Source organism: Chitinimonas viridis (assembly GCF_030409555.1).
Taxonomy (GTDB): domain Bacteria; phylum Pseudomonadota; class Gammaproteobacteria; order Burkholderiales; family Chitinimonadaceae; genus Chitinimonas; species Chitinimonas viridis.
In genome coordinates this window covers 219756-234189 of sequence record NZ_JAUFPU010000009.1, presented here as the reverse complement: position 1 = coordinate 234189, position 14434 = coordinate 219756, and the positions used below count along the sequence as shown (strand labels likewise).

At 61.2% G+C, this 14434-nt stretch carries 10 protein-coding genes; 8 read left to right on the top strand and 2 right to left on the bottom strand.

From position 1 onward, the window contains the following. Window positions 1-326 precede the first annotated feature (326 nt). From flgA to QWZ03_RS12225, 6 genes are all read left to right on the top strand, one after another. Complete coding sequence (gene flgA, locus QWZ03_RS12250; protein ID WP_290332983.1) at window positions 327-1010, top strand: flagellar basal body P-ring formation chaperone FlgA; 684 nt, start codon at window positions 327-329, stop codon at window positions 1008-1010. Window positions 1011-1105: 95 nt separating this feature from the next. Then, on the top strand, window positions 1106-2050 hold the full coding sequence (locus QWZ03_RS12245; RefSeq protein WP_290332982.1) for a bifunctional riboflavin kinase/FAD synthetase: 945 nt from the start codon (window positions 1106-1108) through the stop codon (window positions 2048-2050). 76 nt (window positions 2051-2126) lie between these two features. Next, window positions 2127-4997 carry an isoleucine--tRNA ligase gene (gene ileS / locus QWZ03_RS12240; RefSeq protein WP_290332980.1) on the top strand — a complete coding sequence of 957 codons (2871 nt, stop codon included), beginning with the start codon at window positions 2127-2129 and terminating at the stop codon, window positions 4995-4997. Beyond that, the gene (lspA, locus tag QWZ03_RS12235) at window positions 4990-5472 is read left to right on the top strand and encodes a signal peptidase II (RefSeq protein ID WP_284196162.1); all 483 of its coding nucleotides are present in this window, start codon (window positions 4990-4992) and stop codon (window positions 5470-5472) included. Before ileS ends, lspA begins: the two co-directional genes overlap by 8 nt. Before the next feature lie 16 nt (window positions 5473-5488). After that, entirely contained in the window at window positions 5489-6424 is a 936-nt protein-coding gene (ispH, locus tag QWZ03_RS12230) for a 4-hydroxy-3-methylbut-2-enyl diphosphate reductase (RefSeq protein WP_284196163.1), read from the top strand. Window positions 6425-6743: 319 nt separating this feature from the next. Further along, window positions 6744-7790: a porin gene (locus tag QWZ03_RS12225; protein WP_290332977.1), complete on the top strand. Its 1047-nt coding sequence runs from the start codon at window positions 6744-6746 to the stop codon at window positions 7788-7790. Window positions 7791-7839: 49 nt separating this feature from the next. Here the strand turns inward: QWZ03_RS12225 and QWZ03_RS12220 are convergent, their stop codons facing one another. Then, window positions 7840-8787 carry a LysR family transcriptional regulator gene (locus tag QWZ03_RS12220; protein ID WP_290332976.1) on the bottom strand — a complete coding sequence of 316 codons (948 nt, stop codon included), beginning with the start codon at window positions 8785-8787 and terminating at the stop codon, window positions 7840-7842. Between the two features lie 87 nt (window positions 8788-8874). Here QWZ03_RS12220 and QWZ03_RS12215 point away from each other — a divergent pair, with 87 nt between their 5' ends. Both QWZ03_RS12215 and QWZ03_RS12210 read left to right on the top strand, forming a co-directional pair. Beyond that, entirely contained in the window at window positions 8875-9768 is an 894-nt protein-coding gene (locus tag QWZ03_RS12215) for a DMT family transporter (RefSeq protein ID WP_290332975.1), read from the top strand. A 204-nt stretch (window positions 9769-9972) separates the two neighbouring features. Then, a complete protein-coding gene (locus tag QWZ03_RS12210) occupies window positions 9973-11517 on the top strand; it encodes a M20/M25/M40 family metallo-hydrolase (RefSeq protein WP_284196167.1) in 1545 nt (514 codons plus the stop codon). Window positions 11518-11662: 145 nt separating this feature from the next. On the opposite strand, the gene acnB is transcribed toward QWZ03_RS12210, so the two are convergent. After that, window positions 11663-14251: a bifunctional aconitate hydratase 2/2-methylisocitrate dehydratase gene (acnB, locus tag QWZ03_RS12205; protein WP_290332974.1), complete on the bottom strand. Its 2589-nt coding sequence runs from the start codon at window positions 14249-14251 to the stop codon at window positions 11663-11665. Between the last annotated feature and the right edge of the window lie 183 nt (window positions 14252-14434).

Here is a 14434-nt window from a genome sequence, read left to right as displayed (position 1 = left end):
AAGGGCGGCACTCTACCCGAGGCGGGTGAATGGTGGCAAGTCATTGTTATTGATAGATTTGCTGCAAAGCAGCAGGAATGAGGCTGGGGGCGGGTTTCGGGGGAATAACCGCTTCAAGGGGATGCGGATACTCAGTCGCGTGAAATAGCCGGCCTGTCCTTCTCCTTACGTATTGGTTCTCACATGCCTTATTTTGCAACTCACACTGCTGTGCCGCCCCAAGCCGCTCATAAGCACCACCCTGAGCCCACGCAAAACCACGCCGACCTTGCGTTTCAGCCTCGACGGTTCCACACTTGAAAACCCACTGTCATAGCTGCTCCGCGATGTACCGCTGCCTTATCCTCATCTTGCTGAGTTGTTCCCTTGCTGCTGCCGGCGATGCTCGGCAGGGTCTGGAGAGTCTGTACGAGGCGGCCAATCGTTACCTCACCACCCAACTTGCCAGCCACGGCGATCGGGCCACCTTCCAGCTGGGCAGGCTGGATAGCCGGCTAACGCTTGCACCCTGCCAGAAGATAGATGTGGAACTGGCGCAGGGCAACCGGCTGCTGGGCAACACCAGCTTGCGAATACGCTGCAGCAAGGGCGCCAAGTGGACAGTCAACCTGCCGGCCGCCATCACCATACAGGCCGATTACTGGGTTGCTGCACGCGCCCTACCCTCCGGCCACGAGATTACCGAATCCGACATCGAGCGCCGCACCGGCGATCTATCCCAATTGCCCCCCGCCGTGGTGGTCGACCACGTGCAAGCCGTCGGCCGCCACTTGGTCGGGGGCACCCCCGCAGGCGCCCCTTTGCGTAGCGATCAATTGCGCGCCCCCTTCGCCGTCAAGGTGAACGATTTCGTCAAGGTAGTGGCCGTCGGCAACGGCTTCGAAGTGGCCAGCGAGGGCCGCGCCATGGGCAATGCCAACGAAGGCCAACAGGTCAGCGTCAAGATGGTCAGCGGTGCCGTGGTGCAAGGCATCGCCCGCGCAGGCGGCACGGTCGAGATAAAGTACTGATTCTTGTTGCATTGCGCCATTCGCGCCTAGACCCCCAGCCCCCCCACAAGTAGAATTGCCGGTTCTTCCCACGGCGAGTGCATTCTCTCTACTCCATGCAGGTATTTCGCGGCGTCCCATTTCATCAGGCCGGGCCTTGTGCCCTGACCATAGGCAACTTCGATGGCTTGCATCGCGGCCATCGCGCCATGCTTGATCGCCTGGTGGCCGAAGCACGCCGCGCCAACCTGCCGCCCGCCGTGCTCACCTTCGAGCCGCACCCGCGCGAACTGTTTACCCCCGATGCCGCCCCCGCCCGCCTCTCCAGCCTGCGAGAGAAGCTCGAGCTGCTGCGCGATGCCGGCATCGCCAGGGTCTACCTGGCCCACTTCAATCGGGGCTTTGCCTCGCTTACCGCCGAGGCCTTTGCGGGCGAGATCGTAGCCAGACAGATCGGTGCGCGTTACGTGCTGGTGGGCGACGATTTCCGTTTTGGCAAAGGCCGTGCTGGCGACAACAGCCTGCTGGCCACCTATGGCCAGCAATTTGGTTACCTGGCCGAGGCCATGCCCGAGATAGCCGTAGACGGCCGCCGCGCCTCCAGCACCGCCGTGCGCGAGGCCCTGGGCAGCGGCGATCTGGCGCTGGCCGAACAGTTGCTGGGCCGCCCCTATCGCATCAGCGGCCGTGTGGTGCATGGCGCCAAGCTGGGCCGGCAGATAGGCTTTCCCACGGCCAATATCCAGGTCAAGCATAACCGCCCGCCCCTCACCGGCATCTTTGTCACCGAAGTCCACGGCGCGGCCGACCAGCCCCTGCTGGGTGCAGCCAGCCTGGGCAAGCGCCCCACGGTGGACGACAGCGGCCGCATCGCACTGGAGGTCTACCTGCCCGATTTCAGTGGCGACCTGTACGGCCGTCATCTGCAGGTGGATTTTTTGCACAAATTGCGTGACGAAGCCAAGTACGATGGCCTGGAACCCCTGATCGCCCAGATCAAGCTGGATGTGGAGAACGCCCGCGCCTTCTACCGCGAACGAATTAGCCTCCCCCGTCCGTGAGCGGGCGGGGGCTGCACGAATCACGCTGATCGGTGCAAAGCACCGGTCAAGAGACTGAATTCATCGAGTTACCACCATGTCCGAACAAAGCAAATACCCAGTCAACCTGCTGGATACCCCCTTCCCCATGCGGGGCGATCTGGCACGCCGCGAGCCCGGCTTTCTGCAGCGCTGGCAAGACCAGAAGCTGTACCAGCGCATCCGCGCAGCCGCCCAGGGCCGGCCCAAGTTCATCCTGCACGACGGCCCCCCCTATGCCAATGGCGACATCCACATCGGTCATGCCGTCAACAAGGTACTCAAGGACATCATCGTCAAGACCAAGACCCTGTCGGGTTTTGATGCACCCTATGTTCCGGGCTGGGATTGCCACGGCCTGCCTATCGAGCATCAGATCGAAAAGCTGGTAAAGGGCGACAAGAAGGCCATCGAAGCCGCACCGGCCATCCACGCCAAGATCGTGGCCTTCCGCAAGGAAAACGGCCTGGACGAAAAAGCCACCCACCTGCCGGTCGATTTCGTCCGCACGCTGTGCCGCGAATACGCCGAGATCCAGATCGAGCGCCAGAAGAAGGACTTCGTCCGCCTCGGGGTGATCGGTGACTGGGCGCACCCCTACAAGACCATGGCCTTCGAGACCGAGGCCAACATCATCCGCACCCTGGGCGAAGTACATCGCCAGGGCTATCTGGTCAAGGGCCAAAAGCCCGTGCATTGGTGCGTTGATTGCGGCTCCTCGCTGGCCGAGGCCGAGGTGGAGTACGAGGACAAGAACAGCCCCGCCATCGATGTTGCCTTCCCGGTCAAGGATACCGCCGCCCTGGCCGCTGCCTTCGGTCTGCCGGCCGATCGCATTGCCGGCGTGCCTGCCTATGCCGTGATCTGGACCACCACCCCCTGGACGCTACCAGCGAACCGGGCAGTTTGCGTACACCCCGAACTGACCTACGATCTGGTCGAAACCCCCAAGGGCCTGTTGATCCTGGTGCGCGAACTGGCCGAAGGCGCCATCAAGCGCTACGGTTTCGAATCGGTCGAGGTGGTAGCGCAGGCCCACGGCAGCAAGCTGGAACACCTGAAGCTGCAACACCCCTTCTACGAGCGCGAATCCTTCATCATCCTGGGCAACCATGTCACCACTGACGCCGGTACCGGCCTGGTGCATACCGCGCCCGCGCACGGCCTGGACGACTGGCTGGTCGGCCAGCATTACGGCCTGAGCGACGAAAACCCGGTGGGTAACGACGGCCGCTTCAAACCCGGTGTCGCCCTGTTCGAAGGCAAGTCGGTATGGGAAGGCAACCCGCTGATCATCGAAAACCTGGCCGCCAGCGAATTGCTGCTGGCCAATGTGCGTCTCAATCACAGCTACCCGCACTGCTGGCGCCACAAGACGCCCATCATCTTCCGCGCCACCGCCCAGTGGTTCATCAGCATGGAAAAACCCGGCCACGCCGGCCAGGCGCTCCGTGCCGTGGCGCAGAAGGCGGTCGATGACACCGAGTTCTTCCCCGACTGGGGCCGCCCACGGCTGGAATCCATGATCAACAACCGCCCGGACTGGTGCGTTTCACGCCAGCGCAACTGGGGCACCCCGATGACCTTCTTTGCCCACAAGGTGACCGGCGATCTGCACCCCCGTTCGCTGGAGCTGCTGGAAGCCGTCGCCAAGCGTGTGGAAACCGGCGGCATCAACGCCTGGTTCGCGCTCGACCCGGCCGAGCTGCTGGGCGACGAGGCCAAGGACTACGACAAGCTGAACGACACCCTGGACGTGTGGTTTGACTCCGGCTCCACCCACTTCGCCGTGCTGCGCCAACGGCCCGAACTGGCCTGGCCGGCAGATCTCTACCTGGAAGGCTCAGATCAGCATCGCGGCTGGTTCCAGTCGTCCCTGCTGACCGGCTGCGCCACCCAGGGCCGCGCCCCGTACAAGCAGTTGCTGACCCATGGTTTCACGGTGGATGGCAAGGGCGAGAAGATGTCCAAGTCCAAGGGCAATGTGGTTGCGCCGCAGAAGGTCATCGACCAATACGGCGCCGACATGCTGCGCCTGTGGGCCGCCAGCACCGACTACTCGGGCGAGATGAGCATCTCGGACGAGATCCTCAAGCGAGTGGCAGACAGCTACCGCCGCGCACGCAACACCCTGCGCTTCCTGCTGGCCAACCTCAGCGACTTCAATGCCGCCACCGACGCCATCGCCGTAGACCAGATGCTGACGCTGGATCGCTACGCCCTGGTCATGGCACAGCAGTTCCAGGATGCCGTCACGGCCGACTACGGTCGCTACAGCTTCCACACGGCCATGCAGTCCGTCCACCACTATTGTGCGGACGACCTGGGCGGCTTCTACCTCGATATCCTGAAGGATCGCCTCTACACCACCGCGGCCAACAGCCCGGCCCGCCGCTCTGCCCAGACTGCCCTGTACCACATCACCCGCAGCCTGGCCTTGCTGCTGGCACCGGTACTCAGCTTCACGGCCGACGAGGTCTGGAACACACTGGAAGGCAATAGCGACGACAACACCCTGCTGCACACCTGGTACACGCTACCCCAGCCCGCCGATGCGGCAGCACTGGCAAGAGATTGGTCCGCTGTGCGTAGCGTGGTGGCACAGGCCAAGAAGGAGATGGAAGTCCTGCGCGAAGCCGGCAACATCGGCTCCAGCCTGCAGGCCGAGCTGACCATCACAGCCGATGCCCAGCTCTACCCCTTGCTGGCCGCACTGGGCGACGATCTGAAGTTCATCCTTATCGTCTCCAGCCTCAGTCTGGTCAGCGGCGACGAAACCCGCGTCAGCGTGTCACCCGCCACGGCCGCCAAATGCGAGCGCTGCTGGCACTATCGCAGCGACGTAGGCAGCCATGCCGAGCACGGCAGCCTCTGCGGCCGCTGCGTCAGCAACCTGTTTGGCACGGGCGAGGTACGCAAGCATGCTTAAGCAAGGCATGGCGCGCTGGCTGCTACTGGCTTTCATCATCATGGTGGTAGACCAGGCCACCAAGCTGGCCATTGAGTCGGCCTTCGAGTTCGGTGATGTCCTGCCCATCTTCAACGGCTTTAACCTGGTCCTGACCTACAACAAGGGCGCTGCCTTCAGCTTCCTGGCCACCGCCGGGGGCTGGCAGCGGCATTTCTTCACCTTGCTGGCCCTGGTCGTCTCGGTTGCCATCGTAGCCATGCTGCGCAAGCACCACGGCGAAACCCGCTTTGCCCTGGCGCTGTCGCTCATCCTCGGTGGCGCCGTAGGCAATCTGATAGACCGCCTGCTCTACGGCCACGTCATCGATTTTCTCGATGTCTACTGGGGCACCAGCCACTGGCCCGCCTTCAATATCGCCGACTCGGCCATCTGCGTCGGCGCCGTATTGATGGTGTTGGACAGTTTCAAGAAGCCGGCCGACCAGACCACCTGATCAAACAGGAATTGCCATGACCATCATGCAAATCGTACTCGCCAATCCACGTGGCTTCTGCGCTGGCGTAGACCGCGCCATCGCCATCGTTGAGCGCGCGCTGGATCAGTTCGGCGCCCCCATCTACGTCCGCCATGAAGTGGTGCACAACAAGTTCGTGGTGGAAGACCTCAAGCAGAAAGGCGCCATCTTCATCGAAGAGCTGGACGACGTGCCCGCTGGCGCTACCCTGATCTTCTCCGCCCACGGGGTATCCCAGGCAGTACGCCGCGAAGCAGAATCACGTGGCCTCAAGGTATTTGATGCCACCTGCCCACTGGTGACCAAGGTCCACATGGAGGTCAAAAAGCTGCGCGAGACAGGCTTCGAGATCATCATGATCGGCCACAAGGGTCACCCCGAGGTGGAGGGCACCATGGGACAGTCCCAGGGTGGCATGTACCTGGTCGAAGACGCTGCCGATGTGGGCAGGCTGGCCGTGCAAGACGAAAGCCGGCTGGCCTACGTCACCCAGACCACCCTGAGTGTGGATGACGCGGCCGTAGTGGTGGATGCACTCAAGCAGCGCTTCCCCGCCATCGTTGGCCCCAAGAAGGACGATATCTGCTACGCCACGCAAAATCGCCAGGATGCCGTCAAAAAGCTCTCCAGCCAGGCCGATGTAGTGGTGGTGGTCGGTTCCACCAATAGCTCCAACTCCAACCGCCTGCGCGAAGTGGCGGCCAACGCCGGTCTCGATGCCTACCTGGTCGACAATGCCAGCGAATTGCAGGCCGCCTGGTTTACCGGCAAGGCCCGCGTGGGTGTCTCCGCTGGCGCATCAGCCCCCGAAATACTGGTCAAGGAAGTCATAGCCCGTATTCAGGAATTCGGCGCTCAATCGGTAGAGGAAATGGAAGGCACGATTGAAGGCATTGTGTTCTCTTTACCCAAGGGATTGAATACCCAATAAATGGTGAATTACTGATATTCATTACCCGCAAACGCTGTCAACTATCTAATGTAGTTGTAGCGTGCGCGCTACAAAGGCCGGTAATATTATTACCGGCCTTTTTATTAAACGCGCCAAAGCCAGATATAAATACAAGCGCAACGCATTGTTTTAATTAAGAAAGTAGACATACCGACCGGTGTGTTTAGCCCCTTAGGTGAAATAGTTCCCTAACCGTTTTCCCTAATGCATTTATCCGCCACTCTCATCACAATGCGTTCGCCTGCCACGGGCGTGCTATGCGCCCTTGGCCTAACTTAAGAAGAAAAGGAAATCCCGCATGAAATACGCTCGCATCGCTGCACTGGTTGCTGGTCTGTTTGCTGCTCCTGTACTGGTTCACGCCGAAAACGCCAACGTTACCGTTTACGGTATCGCCCAAGCCGGCGTCAGCATCGTCAACAACGACGATGTCACCAAGACCATCATTGAAGACACCGGTTCGCGCATCGGCTTCAAGGGCGAAGAAGACCTGGGCAACGGCCTCAGCGCTTTCTTCAAGATCGAAAGCAAGGTTCGCCTTGACGACGCCAGCGCAAGCGGCTTCGCCAACCGCGAAGGCTGGCTTGGCCTGAAGGGCGACTTCGGTACCGTCAAGCTGGGTCGCGGCAAGACCTACTTCGACCTGGCCCAAGAGAACTTCGACGGCTTCAACGGCAACTCCACCATGATCAACAGCCTGTTGATCGATGGCGTCTACTACCGCTCCAGCAACAACATCGCCTACGAAACCCCCAACCTGGGCGGCTTCGTTGGTAAGCTGCAGTACGGCGACATGGAAGGCAAGACCAACAACGTGACCCCATCGGCCGTGATCGGTTCGCTGGAGTACAACGTGGGCTCGCTGCAACTGATCGGCGCCTTTGAGTCGCAACGCGATCTGGCCCCCGTCATCGCTGATGGCACCAAGCCTGTCATGGACGGCGCCCGCATCAAGAACTACCTGCTGGGCGCAGGCTACACCCTGCCAGCTGGCACCAACTTCAAGCTGGCCTACCGTCAGTCCAACTTCAGCCTTGGCCCAGTCGATACCGACCGCGACACCATCATCGGTGTGGTCAGCCAGCCTTTCGGCAACGCTACTGCCCGTATCGGCTACACCCACGTGGGCGATCTGGACGGTGTGGACAGCTCCGGCGGCGACTACCTGGCCCTGGGCGTGGACTACGCCGTGTCCAAGCGCACCATCGTTTACACCGAATTCAGCCGCGCCACCAACGAGAAGAACAACGTCTCGCTGCTGGAAACCTCGGCTGGTCAAGGTGGCGCCGCCGGCACCAAGCGCAACAACAGCGCCTGGACCACTGGCATCATCCATCTGTTCTAAGCCGTACCCGCTACATCGGCGCAAGCCGACGCTGCCGAAAACACCCCGCTCAGGCGGGGTGTTTTTTTACCTGCTGCGCCTGCTGATCACCACCCAACTGCGCCACCAGAAAGTCAATCATCACCCGCAACTTGGGTGGTACAAAGCGGTTGGACGGGTACAACACCCAGGCCGTCCCGGCATATGCTGTCAGGTGCTCCCAATCAGGCAACACCACCCGCAGGAGGCCCTGTGCCAAGCTGGCGGCAGCCGCAAATGCGGGCAGGCTGGCAATCCCCAGACCCGCCAATGCCCCTTCCAGCCGCATCTCACTGTGATTGGCCACATAGCGACCACGCACAGCCACAGTACACAGCTCGCCACCCAGTCTGAATCGCCAGTGCCGGTCCCGCTCATCCTCCCCAAGGTACAGGCAGCTATGCCCTGCCAGCTCCCTGGGGTGCACAGGCGTGCCATGCGCCGCCAGGTAGTCCGGGCTGGCGCACAGCATATGGCTGATCGTCATCAATGGCCGGCCAGCCAGCCCGGGCGGCGGGTTGTCCGTCATGCGTATGGCCAGTTCCACCGATTCGGCAAACAGATCCACGGTCCGGTCAGTTACCACCAGCTGCACATCAACCTCCGGATAGCGCCGCAGGAACTCGGCCATCAACGGATGCACCACCTGCCGCCCCACCGCCTTGGGCACACTGATCCGTATCAACCCCCTCGGTGCTGCAGCGTAGGCATCCTTCAAAGCCAAAACCCCTCCGGCCGCTGCCAGCATGTCCTGGCTACAGGCCAGGGCCGCCTCGCCCGCCTCGGTCAAACGCAGCTGCCGGGTGGTCCGTTCCAGCAGCCGTAGCTGCAGGCGCGCTTCCAGCCTGGCTATCAAACGGCTGACCGCCGAGGGTGTCAGCCCAAGCTGCCTGGCCGCAGCCGAGAAACTACCCGCCTCCACCACCCTGGCGAACACCGCCATCTCAGGCAGGCTTTCAAACTCCTCATTTGTTCTCATGGCGCACAAATCCTGTTCCAATACGGCAGATTATCATCTCAATCGGATAAATTGATAATCCGGCATCACTCTCTCCAGGCTGACGCCATGTCCTCACTTACCCTTCCCCAGCCCGCCGGATTGCTGCGTCTGTCCGATCTCCTCTTGCTTCTGGTCGCCATGGTCTGGGGTACCAGCTATGGCATAGCCAAAGGCGCCCTCGCCTACTATCCGGTACTGGGCTTCCTGGCCATACGCTTCCTGCTGACCTTTGCCCTGCTGGCCCCCACGCTGTTGAACATCAGCACACCAGCCCGCCGCGATGCGCTGCTGGCCGGCTTGCCACTGGGCGCCCTGATGCTGGGTATCTTTATCTGCGAGACCTTCGGCGTCGCCATGACCCAGGCCGCCAATGCCGCCTTCCTGATCAGCCTGTGCATCGTCATGACACCCTTCGTGGAGTGGTGGCTGCTGCGCCGCCGGCCAGCAACACCGGCTTTTGTCTTCGCCGGTGTTTCCCTGCTGGGTGCCTTGCTGCTGAGCGGAGGTCTGGAGGCCCGCTTCGGCCTGGGCGATCTATTGATGCTGGGTGCAGCCCTGCTGCGCGCCATAACGGTCTGCCTCACCAGCAAGCTCACCCAGGGCCGCCAGGTCGCCCCACTGGCACTGACCGCAGTGCAGGCAGGGGTCATAGGCTGTGGCAGCCTGCTCTTGGCTTGGTTAAGCCCACAAGGCCTACCGGCCCTGCCTGCGCATCCTGGCTTCTGGCTGGCAACGGCTTACCTGGTACTGGGCTGCACCATCTTTGCCTTCTTCGCCCAGAACTGGGCCTTGCGCCACAGCTCCCCCACACGGGTAAGCCTCCTCACCGGCAGCGAGCCCGTCTTCGGTGCCCTGTTTGCCGTCCTCTGGCTGGGCGAAACACTCAGCCCCATCGCCTGGCTAGGCGGCGCCCTTATCGTCCTGTCAGCATTCTGGGCCGCACACCACAAGGCAATATGACATAATCATTCAAACAACAACAAAATCCATGCAAACGCACTATTCAAGGCCGGATATCGTATCCCACCCACCACACACCAGCCTTGCTTAACCAAGCGCTAAGGCTGGCTTAAGTGCGGTTATTCATTTGTCATGATAGTCTCCTCGTCCACGCAAACCCCTTTGCGCCCCGACAGTGGACCCAAAATACAGATGGAGAACCCCGTGCGTCACACCTTGCTCGCATCCCTGCTGACCTTAGCATTTCTCAACACCGCCCAAGCCGCCCCCGCCAAGAAGATCTGGATCACCGTAGGCGACGACGCCTACGCCCAATTGCAGCGCGTGGCCCCACAAAGCATCGCCAAGCAATCACGCACCATCTCAGCCGGCCGTGGCGATCAAGGCCTGTTTGCCGAGCAGGTACACGTTGTCGAAGTCGAGGAGTCCAGCCTGCACTCGCTGTCCGAAGCCGTGCACGAGGAACTGCACCGCTGCGGTGGCTTCATCGCCCACAATAGCTACGCTGACGCACTGCGCGCCTTGCAACCAGTACAACCAGCCGCCATCACCCGCCCCAGCTACGCCATCGACAATCAAGCCCAGGTCCAGCCCCTGCTGCCCATGCTGCAGGAAAGCCATATCGCCAGCACCATCGTCACACTGTCGGCCTTCACCAACCGCCACTTCAAGAGCCGTCATGGCGTCGCCGCATCCGACTGGCTGCTCAAGCACTGGCAAAGCCTGGCAAAGGGCCGTAACGACATCGTCGCCGAGCAGATCACGCATGCAGACTACCCGCAGAAGTCTGTCATGATCACCATCAAGGGCCAGACCAAGCCGTCCGAAGTCATCGTCATCGGCGGCCACCTCGACTCGATCCACAAGGGCACCATGGGCGAGGACACCCGCGCCCCCGGCGCTGATGATGACGCATCAGGTATCGCCAGCATGACCGAAGCCCTGCGCGTCCTGATCGCCCAGGGCTACAAGCCCGACCGCACCATCAAGTTCATCGGCTATGCCGCCGAAGAAGGCGGCCTGCGCGGCTCCAAGGATATCGCCCAGCGCTTCAAGTCCCAAAACACCAATGTGGTGGGCGTCATGCAGCTGGACATGACCAACTACAAGGGCTCAGATAGCGACATCTACCTCTACACCGACTACACCGACGCCGCACAAAACACCTTCCTGGCAGACCTGATCAAGACCTACCTGCCCACCTTGAAGGTAGGCCAGGACAAATGTGGCTATGGCTGTTCGGACCACGCCTCCTGGACTGGCCAAGGCTATCCGGCCTCCATGCCATTTGAAGCCAGCTTCAGCGGCATGAACAAACGCATCCATACCGCGGAAGACACTTTCGAGAACATGGGTAGCCAAGCACAGCACGCGCTCAAGTTCGCCCAACTCGCCACCGCCTACGCCGTAGAGCTGGGTAGCGACGCCAGCGGCCCAGGCAACGGCGGCGGCCAGACTGAGACCCAGACCGGCTCGCTGAAGCAAGGCCAAAACCTGGCCTACGGCCCTTACCGCCTTACCGCAGGCGCCAGGCTGACCGCCCAGCTCACCGGCCAGGGTGATGCGGATATCTACCTGCGTGCCGGTAGCGCCCCCACCAAGATGGAATGGGACTGCCGCCCTTATCGTGGTGACAGCGAGGAAAGCTGCAGCAGCCCGGTAGGCTACAGTGGCGACGTCTACCTGATGGTGGATGGCTACCGCGACGCCAGCTACACGCTGACGATCAAGCAGGCATCAGGAAAGTAAGTGAGCAAGGAGGATGGGTGTAAACCCATCCTCAGTAGCAAGGGGTGGAGTTGATCAATCATTGACGGCCCCCATCTTGCCTAGCCCATGAAAACAAACAGCCCATCGTTTCCGATGGGCTGTTTGTTTGCAGCACTCGCAGTGATTATTTGACTGCAACCGTGTCGGCCACGTCCTGATAATCCTTGATCTCGTTGAAATTCATGTACTTGTAGATTTCACCGGACTTGGCACTCAGCACGCCCATATCGGCCATGTACTCTTCCTTGGTCGGAATACGACCCAGCTTGGAGCAGATGGCGGCCAGCTCGGCCGAACCCAGGTAGACATTGGAGTTCTTGCCCAAGCGGTTGGGGAAGTTACGGGTGGAGGTAGACATCACGGTGGCGCCTTCCTTCACCTGAGCCTGGTTACCCATGCACAAGGAGCAGCCTGGCATTTCCATGCGCGCGCCGGCAGTGCCAAAGGTGCCGTAGTGGCCTTCCTTGGTCAGTTCCTCGGCATCCATCTTGGTAGGTGGAGCCACCCACAGCTTGACGGGGATGTCGCGCTTGCCTTCCAGCAGCTTGGAAGCGGCGCGGAAGTGGCCGATATTGGTCATGCACGAACCGATGAACACTTCATCAATGGTAGCGCCTGCCACTTCGGTCAGCGTCTTCACGTCATCCGGGTCGTTCGGGCAGGCCACGATAGGCTCGTGGATATCGGCCAGATCGATCTCGATCACGGCAGCGTATTCGGCATCGGCATCGCCCTTGAGCAGCTCAGGCTTGGCAATCCATGCCTCCATGGCCTTGATGCGACGCTCCAGGGTACGGGCATCGGCATAGCCGTTAGCGATCATGTTCTTCATGAGCGTGATGTTCGACGTCATGTATTCAATGATCGGCGCCTTGTCCAGATGCACGGTACAGCCAGCAGCAGAGCGCTCTGCCGAGGCATCGGACAATTCGAATGCCTGCTCGACCTTCAGATCAGGCAAACCCTCGATTTCCAGGATGCGGCCGGAGAACACGTTCTTCTTGCCTGCCTTGGCTACCGTCAGCAGACCAGCCTTGATGGCATACAGCGGAATGGCATTGACCAGATCACGCAGGGTGACACCGGGCTGCATCTCGCCCTTGAAACGCACCAGCACCGACTCGGGCATGTCCAGCGGCATCACGCCAGTAGCCGCCGCAAAGGCGACCAGGCCGGAACCTGCGGGGAAGGAAATACCAATAGGGAAACGGGTGTGCGAGTCGCCACCGGTGCCTACGGTATCAGGCAGCAGCAGACGGTTCAGCCAGGAGTGAATCACGCCATCGCCGGGGCGCAGGGCAACACCACCACGGGTGCTGATAAAGGCCGGCAGCTCCTTGTGCATCTTCACATCCACGGGCTTGGGATAAGCCGCGGTATGGCAGAACGACTGCATCACCATATCGGCGCTGAAACCCAGGCAAGCCAGATCCTTCAACTCGTCGCGGGTCATCGGGCCCGTGGTGTCCTGCGAACCCACGGTGGTCATCTTGGGCTCGCAATAAGTACCCGGGCGCACGCCCTGGCCTTCCGGCAAACCACAAGCACGACCCACCATCTTTTGGGCCAGCGAATAACCCTTGCCACTATCCACCGGCGCCTTGGGCAGGCGGAACTCGGTGCTGACCGGCAGGCCCAGTGCTTCTCGTGCTTTGGCGGTCAGGCCGCGACCGATGATCAGGTTGATACGGCCACCGGCACGTACTTCATCCAGGATCACATCGCTCTTGAGCTTGAACTCGGCCACGGTAGCGCCGTTCTTCTCGATCTTGCCAGCGTAGGGATAGATGTCGATCACATCGCCCATTTCCAATGTGGACACGTCCACTTCAATAGGCAAGGAGCCGGAGTCTTCCTGGGTATTGAAGAAGATGGGGGCGATCTTGCCGCCCAGGGTCACGCCACCAAAACGCTTGTTCGGCACAAAGGGGATGTCCTGGCCGGTCGCCCAGACCACCGAGTTGGTGGCGGACTTGCGGCTGGACCCGGTACCCACCACATCGCCCACATAGGCGACCAGATGGCCTTTTTTCTTCAGGTCTTCAATGAACTGCATGGGGCCGCGCTTGCCGTCTTCTTCCGGGGTGATGCCGGGGCGGGCGTTCTTGAGCATGGCCAGGTAGTGCAACGGAATATCCGGGCGCGACCAGGCATCCGGTGCAGGAGACAGATCGTCAGTATTGGTCTCACCCGTCACCTTGAACACGGTCACGGTGATCTTTTCGGCCACCTCTGGGCGGCTCTTGAACCACTCGCCATCAGCCCAGCTCTGCAACACTGCCTTGGCGTTGGCATTGCCGCTATCGGCCAGTGCTTTCACGTCATGGAAATAGTCAAACACCAGCAGGGTCTTCTTCAGGCCATCAGCAGCGATACCGCCCACTTCAGCGTCAGCCAGCAGATCGACCATAGGCTTGACGTTATAGCCGCCCAGCATGGTACCCAGCAGCTTGGTCGCCAGCGCGCGGTCAACCAGCGGCGACTTCACGCTGCCTTCAGCCACGGCAGCCAGAAAGGAGGCCTTGACCTTGGCAGCATCGTCCACACCCGGCGGAACACGGTGGGTGATCAGATCAACCAGGGTGGTTTCCTCGCCGGCCGGCGGGTTCTTCAGCAGCTCGACCAGGTCGGCCACCTGTTGGGCGGTGAGCGGGAGCGGCGGAATGCCCAGGGAGGCGCGTTCGGCGACGTGCTGGCGGTAGGCTTCTAGCATGATGGGGAACCTTTGCTTGCGGTTGCGATTTTTGGGAAGCGGCGTGGCTGCTTGCAGCCACAGATCCGGCTTATACCGCCTGGCTGCCGGGATCATTCCCATGTCGGCGAGGCGGTTTTTGCGAATGGCCGAAGATTACGCCCAACCGGCACAAGGCACAAACGAGTATTTGCTACACACACT

Excerpts from the sequence above, each read along its gene's own strand:
- flgA (WP_290332983.1), top strand. The coding sequence starts at position 327 with ATGTACCGCTGCCTTATCCTCATCTTGCTGAGTTGTTCCCTTGCTGCT.
- QWZ03_RS12245 (WP_290332982.1), top strand. The coding sequence starts at position 1,106 with ATGCAGGTATTTCGCGGCGTCCCATTTCATCAGGCCGGGCCTTGTGCC.
- ileS (WP_290332980.1), top strand. The coding sequence starts at position 2,127 with ATGTCCGAACAAAGCAAATACCCAGTCAACCTGCTGGATACCCCCTTC.
- lspA (WP_284196162.1), top strand. The coding sequence starts at position 4,990 with ATGCTTAAGCAAGGCATGGCGCGCTGGCTGCTACTGGCTTTCATCATC.
- ispH (WP_284196163.1), top strand. The coding sequence starts at position 5,489 with ATGACCATCATGCAAATCGTACTCGCCAATCCACGTGGCTTCTGCGCT.
- QWZ03_RS12225 (WP_290332977.1), top strand. The coding sequence starts at position 6,744 with ATGAAATACGCTCGCATCGCTGCACTGGTTGCTGGTCTGTTTGCTGCT.
- QWZ03_RS12220 (WP_290332976.1), bottom strand. The coding sequence starts at position 8,787 with ATGAGAACAAATGAGGAGTTTGAAAGCCTGCCTGAGATGGCGGTGTTC.
- QWZ03_RS12215 (WP_290332975.1), top strand. The coding sequence starts at position 8,875 with ATGTCCTCACTTACCCTTCCCCAGCCCGCCGGATTGCTGCGTCTGTCC.
- acnB (WP_290332974.1), bottom strand. The coding sequence starts at position 14,251 with ATGCTAGAAGCCTACCGCCAGCACGTCGCCGAACGCGCCTCCCTGGGC.